Raw genomic sequence first — 10,303 nt, 5'->3', positions numbered from 1 at the left:
GCCGATCCACGCGCCGTTCGTGCCCAGCTTCGACCTGGCCGGGTTGCAGGTCCAGTTCGACGGCGGCGCCGTTCAGATCGGCGGCGGCCTGGAGAAGGTGCCCGGCTCCTCCCCGGTCGAGTACACCGGCGATCTGACGATCCAGATCGCCGAGTTCGGCGTGACCGCGTTCGGCTCGTACACGACGGTGAACGGGCAGCCGTCCCTGTTCGCGTTCCTGTTCCTCGACGCACCGCTCGGCGGGCCCGCGTTCTTCTTCGTCACCGGGCTGGCGGGCGGCTTCGGCTACAACCGCAGTCTGCAGCTTCCGGACATCTCGGGAGTGGCCGACTTCCCGCTCGTCGCCGGCGCGATGGGCAAGCTGGACTCGGCGACCACCCAGCAGCAGCTCGATCACTTCATCAAGCTGATGCCGAACGAGGATTGGCTGGCCGCCGGCGTGCGGTTCACCTCGTTCGAGATGGTGCGGTCGTTCGCGCTGCTCACCGTGGCGTTCGGCACGCGGACCGAAATCAGCCTGCTCGGCGAGTCGACGATCAGCGTGCCCACCGGCGCGACCACTCCGGTGGCCGTGGCCGATCTGGTCCTGCTGGTCGACCTCTCGCCGTCCAGCGGTCAGCTGGCCGTCAACGCGCAGCTCACCCCCCGTTCCTACGTACTGGATCAGGCGGCGCGCCTGTCGGGGGGGTTCGCCTTCTACGTGTGGTTCGCGCCCAGCCCGCAGGCCGGTGACTTCGTCGTCACGCTCGGCGGCTACAACCCGTACTTCACGCCGCCGTCCCACTACCCGCAGCAGGTGCCGCGGCTGGGGTTGAGCTGGCAGGTATCCGACGAGCTGTCGGTCACCGGCGGGCTGTACTTCGCCCTCACCCCGTCGGTCCTGATGGCCGGCGGCTACCTGCGGGCGACCTGGAACAGCGGCGACCTGTCGGCCTGGTTCGACGCCCAGGCGGACTTCCTCATCAGATTCAAGCCCTTCCAGTACGAGATCTCGGTGAGCGTGAGCATCGGGGTGTCGTTCACCCTGCACCTGCTGGTGGTCACCCAGCGGATCACCCTCCAACTGGGCATCGGCCTGACGCTGTGGGGACCGCCGTTCGGCGGCACCGCCCTCGTGGATCTGTCCATTTTCTCGTTCACCATCGCCTTCGGCGCGGGACAGCCGCCGCCGCCGGACGATCTCAGCTGGCCCGACTTCCGGAAGTCGTTCCTGCCGCCGGCCAACGCCTCCGAACGCCACGCCGCCGCGGCCGTCACCGTGTCCCCCGGCACGGTGACGCCCACCGACAGCCTGGTCACGATCAGCGCGGCGGACGGCCTGCTGGGCACGGCGCGGCAGGCAGACGCCACCGTGTGCGTCGTGTCGGCGGCCTCGCTGCGGGTCGCGGTCGCCACGCAACTGCCGTCGACCAGTGCCACCGTCGTCGCCGGCGACACGGTGACGCCGTCCGGCGCCTGGACCGATCAGCTCGGAGTCGGCCCGATGGGCGCCGCCCCCGGCGCGCTCGACTCCGTGCTCACGATCGGCATCACGCGTGGCGGCAAGCCCGACCCAAGCCGCTGGACCGCGGCCGCCACCACCGGCGGCGTCCCCAAAGGGCTGTACCTCAACACGAGCAACCAGATGCAGACCGACGGGACCGTCGGCGGCGCGCTGCTCGGCGTGGTGCTGACACCCAGCCCGCCGACCGGCGGCAGCACCACGCCGGTGCCGGTGGAGGAACTGCTCGTCGACGACCCGCCGCACCGCGACTTCGGCTGGTCTCCGGTGACGCCGCCGGACGGCGACACCTTCGACCAGCACACGGCCATGTCGCGGATGCAGTCGTCGCTGACCGATCGCGGCGTCGCCCAGGCGCGCCGCGATCTGCTCGCGGCGCTGCGCGACCAGGGCCTGGCGGTCGACGCCGACGTCGACGTGGCCGATTTCGCCGCGAACGCACTCGGTCTTATGGCGGCGCCGCCCCAGCTGCGGCTGCTCGGCGAGGAGGTCCGATGAGCGCGGACGAGGGCTCCATCAGCTTCGTTCAGTACCTGCTGCCCGCCCTGGAGGACGGCGAGTACACGATTACGGCCACGCAGGCCGTCAACGTGAACGGCCAGAGCGAGTCGCTGCGGGCGACCCAGTCCTTCTTCGTCACCGGCATTCGCTACCAGCTCGACGACAGCGGTGTGAACAGCGTGTTCCCGCCGCCGGGCAGCCAGGGCGAGTTCGACAACACGCTCCCGCACGTCGTACTGACCGACCCGACCCTGCCCTGGCAGCGCGAGCCCGGCGGGATCGCGACCCGGACGGGCTGGCTGGCGCTGCTGCTCTTCGACGAGCAGGACCCGCCGCCGTCACCACGGGCGATGACCATCGCCGACCTGGTCAGCGGCGGCGACGTGTTCGTCCCGCCGCGCACCCCCGAACTCGGGGAGCAGGCCTCGGATCCGGTCACGGTCATCGACGTCCCGGTCGGCCGGTTCGCGCAGATCGCGCCGTCGCCGGCCGACCTGACCTGGCTGGCGCACACACGGCTGGCCTCCCCGGCGGCGAAGGCGACCGACGGCGACACCCCGCCGGCGGCCGAGTTCGCCGTCGTCTTCGGCAACCGGCTGCCCACCTCCGGACACACCAGCACGGTGTTCCTGGTGTCCCTTGAGGGTTATGGACCTTACCTGCCCTCCGACGACGGCGTTCTCCCGGCCGCCGTGCCGCCCGCGGCCCAGACGGTACGGCTGGCGGTGCTGCGCAGCTGGACGTTCTTCGCCACACGGCTAGAACAGAGCTTCCAGGGCATTTTGCAGGCGCTGGACATGAACCCGGCCGCCCTCCAGCTCCCGGCGCCACCGGGCACGCCGGTCTCGCAGGCGCTCGGCATGGGCTACACCGCGATGAACCACACGCTGCGCGACGGCGGCGGCACGGTCTCCTGGTATCGCGGGCCGCTGCTGCCGCTCGGGGTCGCGCCCGCGGCGGCCGTCCACGCGCAGGCAAGCGATGAGCTGCTCCGCTACGACCCCGGCACCGGGATGTTCGACGTGAGCTACGCCGCCGCGTGGGAGCTGGGACGGCTGCTCGCGCTGCACGACCGCGGCTACGCCACCGCACTGTTCCGTTGGAAGCTGACCGTGACCCAGCAGGCCGCGAACCAGCTCGAAGAGGAGATCGTGGATCAACTGCTACCCCCGCTGTCCACCGACACCGATCAATCCCTCCCGCCGGCCCACCGCCGGCTCGCCCGGGTCATCCGCGACGTGGTCGGCCCGGCGGCGGCACAGCTCACGGAGAACGGGGGCCGATGATGCCACGCGAGCTGCCGGGGTTCGTCGGCCGTGAGGCGCTGCGCGCCCGCATCGCCGCGACATCGGGCGTCACCGCCGACCCAGAGCCGGGTACGGACGAGTATCAGGTGATCGACTGGCTGACCCGGCTGCACCTGCTCCATGGAGTGCCGTTCGCCTACCTCGTGCCGGACATCCGGATGCTGCCGATGGAATCGATCCGGTTCTTCCAGGTCGACAACGCCTGGGTGGAGGCACTGCTGGACGGCGCGTTCAGCGTCGGCGCCACCCGGGCCACCGCCGACGCCGGCGAGGCGCTGCGCGCCGCCGCCGTCCCCGCCGCGCGCGCCCGGCTGGGCCGGGTCCGCGCCGATCTGCTCGGCGACCAGGCGCCCGCGGCGGCTCCGGAAGCGATCAGCGGTTTCCTGCTCCGTTCCGCGGCGGTCTCCGGCTGGCCCGGTCTGGAGGTCCGCGGCTACGCCGATGCCGACGCCACGCAGCCGTTGCCGCTGCTGCGCCTGGAGCGGATGGCTCCCGCGCTGCTGCTGTGCCTGCTCGGCGGCGTACTGCGCCGGGTGGAGTTGCGCGAGCCACCGGAGGGCGTGCACTTCGGGCTGGATCCCGCCTCCGGCGGCGGCTGGCAGAAGCAGCTGCGCTACGCCGCCGGTCCCGGCACCGGCGGCTTCATCGACGGAGCCGTGCAGCCGGTCACCCTGCGCGCGGGGAGCACCACCGTCGTCAAGACCGCCGCGCTCGCCCAGGCCATGTCCTCGCGGGTATGGCCGTCGCCGACTCCGGCGACGGAGTTCAGCGCCGCGCAGTTCGGGCTGGAGATGGTGGAAGGCGTCCAGTCGGTCAGCTTCGAGACGGGGAGTTGAGCATGCCGAGGCGCTCGTTTCGGAAGGAAAAGCCGGACAAGCGGCGCAGGCGCCCGTTCCGCCGGCGTCGGGACGCGGAGCCGAGCCCGCCGACGCTGATCGTCTCCATCGACGTGGACGCGCTCTGCGTCGGCAGGCCCGACGTGGACGGGCAGGATCCCGGCGGCGTCGCGATGACGCTGGGACCGACTGCCGACTTCTCGGCGCTGCCGTACGTGGCCGACCGGGTCACGCACAACCGCGGGCCGTACATCAGCGCCGACGTGCTGGCCGGCTCGGTCCCCTTCGGAGGCGCGGTGCCCTTGGCGCAGGGCGTCCATCTGCACTGGGCCCTGCCCGCCGGGCTCAGCCACGCGATCGCCGGCGCCGACGGGCGGCAGGATTTCCCCCCGGTGCCCGAGCGCTGGCTGGTGACGCGCATCGTCCTGGACGTGGCCGTCGCGAGCCGGCCGACGGTGTCCACGCGGAGCTGGGTGGTGGAAAGCGACCGGCTGTCGGCGACGCCCACCGCCACGCCCGGCCGGCCCCAGCCGACCGTGCCCATGCAGCCCACCCCCGGGCAGAACTTCCGCTATCTCGGCGCGTCGTTCGACCTCGCCTCCTGGCGTGAGACGGGCGGAGCGGCGGAACGCCTGACCGGCCTGACCGCGATGGGCTACGGCCAGCCCACGTTTGCCGGGTACTACCCCAACTCCTGCACCAGCTTCGGCTTCCTCGACACGCTCGCCGACCTGACCGGCTACCGCCCCGCGAGCAGCACGATCAGCTACCACGTGGCGGGCTGGTACGGCGACGCCGCGAACGACCCGATGCGCACCGGGAAAATCGTGCCCGGGAGCAACCGATACGGCTGGACCTGGGACGGGACCGTCGCGCCCGCCGCGACGGTGTGCAGCGGCGTGGTGAACGGCATCAGCTGGGATCCCGCCCGGCAGTATCTGGACGACGCGCCGCGGCCGCTCACGGTCGCCGTCGCCGACACCGGCCCGGAGGCGCTGTCCGCGCTGATGGCGGCCGCCGCGCCGGGGTCCCCGGCGGCCGGCGACACCGAGCGGCTGCTCAACGCGCTGCAGTTCGGGCTGCTGTCCAAGAGCGCGCAGGTCGACTCGCAACCGAGTTTCGAGCAGGCGATGCACGATGCCGGCTTCGCGGCGGGCGGAGGCGGGTCGGTCTGGAGCGTCGTCACGGTGGACAAGACCGCCCAGGGCGGGGAGGTCCCCCTGCCCGCCCAGCTCGCCGACGACCTCAGCGCGCTGAACCTGCTCCAGCTGCGGGCGGACACGCTGACCCACGAACTGCGGACGCGCCGTCAGCAGCTGTTCGCCGACTGGTACAAGAACCTCGTCATCCGCTACCAGCCCGATCTGGCGCCGCCGGAACTGCGCGACCAGCTGGGCACGGTGCAGACCTTTCTCAGCGCGCAGGCACAGGCCATCGCCGCCATCACCCAGACCGGCGGCACCCTCGACACGCTGACGGCCGCCATCGCCACCGCGGCGCAGGCCATCCGGGCCGCCCTGCCCGCGGCTCAATCGCTGCGCGGCGACACCCCGGCCCGGCCGTACCGCGAACCCGCCGAGCCGGTGCTGCTGCTCAGCGGTCCCGACGTGGCCCCGGCCGCCCGGCACCTCGCGGCCGGCCGCGACCTGGGCGGCGCCGGCCTGTCCTGCCGTCTGGACACCGAAGTGGTCACCGCGGTGACGCTCCAGGCGGGAGCGGTTTCCGGCAGCGCCCAGGTCACGGTCCCGGCGACGGCGCTGGCCGCGCTGGCGGCCCTCCCCGATCAGGCGCCCGCCGCACTGCTGCAGGCGCTGCTGCGCGAGGCGATCCTGATCGCACCCGCGCTGCAACCGGCGGTGGCCGCCGCCTGCGCGGCGCAGGGCGGACGGACCAACCCGGCGGTGCTCGACTTCGCCGCCACCGGCAACGTGCTGCGCCAGGCCGCGGTCCAGTTCGTGGCCGGAAATCCGCCGACGAGGGTGAGCTACACGGGCAGCGCGCCGTCCCGCGCGGCGGTGCACGACTGGGCCACGACGCCGTGGCTCCCGCTGCTGCTCCAGTACGAGGTCGCGTTCCGCCCGCTGCAGTACATCGACCCGGTCCGCGGCGGCGCCTACGCGCCGGATTTCGTCAGCGCCAACTTCCAGCTTCCGACCAGCGCGGTCGACCTGGGGTACGTCCATGGCACGCCGCAGGACGAGCAGCTCTACTCCGGCAGCACGCTGCTGGGCGGCCGGACCGGCGCCACCATGGTGGACGAGATCCAGCGCTTCCTGAGCAACACCGGAAACGCCGACCCCGATCTCACCGCGATACTGGGTCAGTTGCAGACGTTGCCGCTGCTCGCCCAGCAGCTCACCGGCGCGGGGCAGGCCATGCTGATGCGGGAGCTGGTGCTGCAGTTGCCGGTCGGCGACCCGCTGGCCGCGCCGCCGCTGGCCAGGTTCACCGCCCAGATCGCCGCCGCGGTCGGGCCGGAGAACAGCGTCGCCCCGCTGCCGGAGGCGAGCTTCAACCCGCTGCGCACCGGCACGCTGTCCATTCGGCGGCTGCGCGTGGTCGACGCGTTCGGCCGGTTCAGGGACTTCGCCGGGCCGTCCGTGCTGCTGTCCGCGTCGCTGACGCCGCCGCCCGCCCTGAACGCGCCGGCCGGCGCCGCCTTCCTGCCGCCGCGGCTGACGCAGCCCGCCCGGCTGCTGTTCCGCTGGCTGGCCGCCGGCGACGACCAAGTGGAGACCAACAGCCACCCGGCCACCACGCCGGTGTTCGGGTGGCTGGTTCCCAACTGGCTCGACCGCGCGCTGGCCGTCTACGCCACCGACGGCACCCCGCTGGGTGAGTTCGCGCTGAGCATCGACGAACGCACGGTGCTGTGGACGCCGGCGCCCGGCGGCGCCTACCCGCACGGGGCGAGCGTCGAGACGGTCTTCGCCGGCCAGAATCCGCACCTGTACGGCATCGCCGTCGCGATCTACGCCGGAGGGGACGCCACGTTCCTCGCGCCGTTCTTCGCGCAGATACGCGAATCGCTCGACTTCACGCTGCCCGCGGAGTTCCGGGAAAGCGCGGAGTCCGCCGTACTGGCCGGCCAGCCGCTCGCCCTCGCCCGTGCCGGGCTGAACCTCGAAGTGCCCGGCGGCACCGCCGCCAGTCAGTCCTGGCCCAGCTTCGTGGCGCGAGTCCTGCACGGCGCGGCGCCGGATGACGCGGGCCTGAGCGCGGTGCGTTTCCCGGTCAGGCTCGGCGACCCGCAGCGCCTGGACGACAGCTTGATCGGCTTCTGGGTGCAGCAAGGCGACGACACCGACTGGCTGTCGTTCTACGCGCCCGCCGCGACCGCGTCCAACGGCGGCGTGCGGCCGCCCGCACAGGACACGGTCACGTTGTCGCCCACGTCCGACGCCGGGGCGGGCACCGTCGTGACCCTGCTGCTCGACCCGCGCGGCGTGGTTCACGCCACCACCGGCGTGCTGCCGGTCGAGCAGATCACGATCCCGCCCGAGCACTATGACATCGCTTCGTTGTCGCTGGCCTTGGCCACCCGCCCGGTGCTGACCGCGTCCAACACCGCGATCATGTCGCTGGCCCTCCCGAAGCAACACGGAGCCTGGAACTGGGTCACCGTCGCCGACGGCCAGTGGAAAGTAGCGCAGACGGCCGACGCGCCATCGTCGGCGACGCTCGACTACACCCCGCAGCAGATCACCGAGGGCTGGCTGGTCATGCCATGAACCAACAGGTAACGGCGGCGCTGAAGAACGCCGACGGCACGTCGAACATCTACATCACCCGGGACCCGACGGTGAACGCGCTGACGCTGACGCTCACCAACGGTTTAGGGGCCCCGATCGTGTTCCCGCCGGGGACGCCGGTAGCCGACGGCAGTCTCCCGGCTGGGCAGTCCGCCATCTACGTCTATCTCAACGGGTACATCGACAACGCCGACATCGCCGCCTTCGAGGTATCCGCACCCGGCTGGAAGGCCGCCACCTTCGCCGACGCGAACGATTTCCAGTATCTGGTCATCGCACCGGTGAGCCAGGTGAGCGTGCCGCAGGGCGGGGCGCTGAGCTTCCGGCTCGGCAACGTGCTGGTGTCGGGCCAGCCGATCAGCGGCAACGCGGACATCGACCTCGCCGGCGCGCAGGGCGTCACCGACGACCAGGCCGACGTGCCGCTGTTCCTCAACATCGCCAATCCGCCGCAGCCGGGGCTGAAGACGCTGCCCCTGAAAATCGACTTCAACCAGCCCTCCGTCTACGCCGGGGTGCCGCAGCAGCTGACCCTGCATCTGGTCAACCCCGGCGACGCGGTGCTGGTCCCCGGCGGCACCGGCGCATGGCAGGGCCACACGCCCACGTTCCAGCTCACCTTCGTCTACGGCGACGGTCCGGGCGCGCTGACGACCGTGCCCGACGCCGCGCAGATCGCCATGAGCATCGGCGACGCCTACGGCAATGTCTGGCAGCCGCCGCAGCGGCACGTCCAGGGCCAGGGCCCGTACTGGATCATGCAGCCCGACCCCGACGGGGGCGGCACGGTGCTCGGCAGCGGCGGGCAGGGCATCATCGAGTTCGCGCTGACCGGCATCGAAGCCACGCTGCCCGGCGGGCTCGACGAGGCGCTCACGCTCGCGTACGTGAGCTGGCACAGCGTCCCCGGCTACAACGACGGCTCCACGACAGTGATCATCACCAAAAAGCCGGGGCCCGAGGTGCTGTCGTTCTCCGCGACGCCGCCGGTGGTCCCATACGGCCAGGCCACCGTGCAGACCGTGCTCACCTGGGCGACCGATCACACCACCGGCGCGCGCTTCGACGCACCCGGGATCGCGTCCGGGCAGAACTTCGCGCCCTCGGGCAGCGGCCCGATCACGGGCGGGATCAGGGTCGGGCTCGGCACCAGGCTGACCCTGATCGCGTACAAGGACATCTCCGGGGGCGAGGGCGATTCCGGCCGCAAGGGCAGGAGCCGAGGGGGGCGGGGCAGGAAGCGGGCGAGCGAGGAGTTGATCGCCAGCGCCGTGCTGGACATCGGCGGTGTGACCCGCGGCGACGTGGCGACCGGCCTGCCGTCACTCGGCGGAATCGTCGTCCCCAAGGGCGCCGGCAAGGCGTTCTTGTTCCAGATCAACATCGGGATGAGGATCACCCAGCCGCTGACCCGCGGCGCCGTCCTCGACCTGGCGACGCTGAAGGTGACGGGCGGGTTCGACGTCGGCCCGATCATTCCGCCCAGCCGCAGCGGCGGCACCCTGATCAATGCCGCCGCGGCCGGTCCCGACGGGAAGACGATCCACCTGATCGCGTCATCGGGAAACGGCGACGTCAGTCGCCTCTCGCCCGACTACTCCATCCTGCCGCTCGACGTCGGCACCGCGCGGCTGGGCAAGCCCGTGGGTCTCGACTCGCTGGCGCCCTCGGGGCAGCCTTCCATTCCGTACATGCTGGTCACCGGAGACGGCAAGACGGTCTTCATCGGGAACAGCGACATGAGCACCCGCCGGCTCTGCGTGGCCGCGCTTGACCCCGCCACCTACGCCGTCAGGAACTCCTGGGTCGCCCCGGCCGACCCGGCGCTCGGCATGGAAGGTGTGGCCGCTGTCAGCCCGGATGGCGGCAAGCTGCTGCTGGCGGGCTTCGGTGGGCTGGCGGTCGTCGACGTCGCGAACGGGTTCGTCACCAAGGACACGCTGTACGTCTCGCAGCGGCTGCGCGTGATGGTCGCCAATCAGGTCGTCACCGCGGATTTCACCCGCGCGTACTGCTTCTGCGTCGACAGCGTCAAGTCACCCGCCCACGGCAGCCTGCTCACCGTCGACATCGACCCGGTCACGGGCGCGCTCGCACTCGTCAGCGACACCCCGCTCGGACTGACCCGGACCGACGGCCCGATCCTGCTGTCCGCGGACGAGGACACGCTCTACCTGAACTCTCAGGCGGGAACCCTGACCGCGATGGACACCGCGACCCTCCAGGCGATCCCGTACGGCTGCGGCGACTTCACCCCGCTGCTCGTGGCCAACGGCTCCGCCCCCGGCATCCTGCTCGCCACCGGCGCCAACGGCGTCAGCACCGACACCATCAGCGTGATCACGATCCACTAGCGCCGGTTCGGAGCCGGTGTTTGACGTCGACGGCGCCTATTTGCCTAACCTG

At 71.8% G+C, this 10,303-nt stretch carries 5 protein-coding genes; all 5 read left to right on the top strand.

Annotated elements, in window-relative coordinates; genetic code table 11:
- The coding region (locus tag Aph01nite_RS18060) for a DUF6603 domain-containing protein (protein ID WP_373872304.1) at positions 1-1,999 on the top strand (1,999 nt) is incomplete at its 5' end.
- The gene (locus Aph01nite_RS18055) at positions 1,996-3,288 is read left to right on the top strand and encodes a hypothetical protein (RefSeq protein WP_204042078.1); all 1,293 of its coding nucleotides are present in this window, start codon (positions 1,996-1,998) and stop codon (positions 3,286-3,288) included. The genes Aph01nite_RS18060 and Aph01nite_RS18055, both read left to right, overlap by 4 nt.
- Positions 3,285-4,145, top strand: a complete 861-nt coding sequence (locus Aph01nite_RS18050; RefSeq protein ID WP_204042077.1) for a hypothetical protein — start codon at positions 3,285-3,287, stop codon at positions 4,143-4,145. The genes Aph01nite_RS18055 and Aph01nite_RS18050 overlap by 4 nt, the downstream gene beginning before the upstream one ends.
- 2 nt (positions 4,146-4,147) lie before the next feature.
- The gene (locus Aph01nite_RS18045; protein ID WP_204042076.1) at positions 4,148-7,876 is read left to right on the top strand and encodes a hypothetical protein; all 3,729 of its coding nucleotides are present in this window, start codon (positions 4,148-4,150) and stop codon (positions 7,874-7,876) included.
- Entirely contained in the window at positions 7,873-10,251 is a 2,379-nt protein-coding gene (locus Aph01nite_RS18040) for a beta-propeller fold lactonase family protein (RefSeq protein ID WP_204042075.1), read from the top strand. Before Aph01nite_RS18045 ends, Aph01nite_RS18040 begins: the two co-directional genes overlap by 4 nt.
- Positions 10,252-10,303 lie beyond the last annotated feature (52 nt).

Origin of the sequence: Acrocarpospora phusangensis, from assembly GCF_016862995.1 — a bacterium.
In the GTDB taxonomy this organism is placed as follows: domain Bacteria; phylum Actinomycetota; class Actinomycetes; order Streptosporangiales; family Streptosporangiaceae; genus Acrocarpospora; species Acrocarpospora phusangensis.
This window is presented reverse-complemented; position numbering and strand designations above follow the sequence as displayed.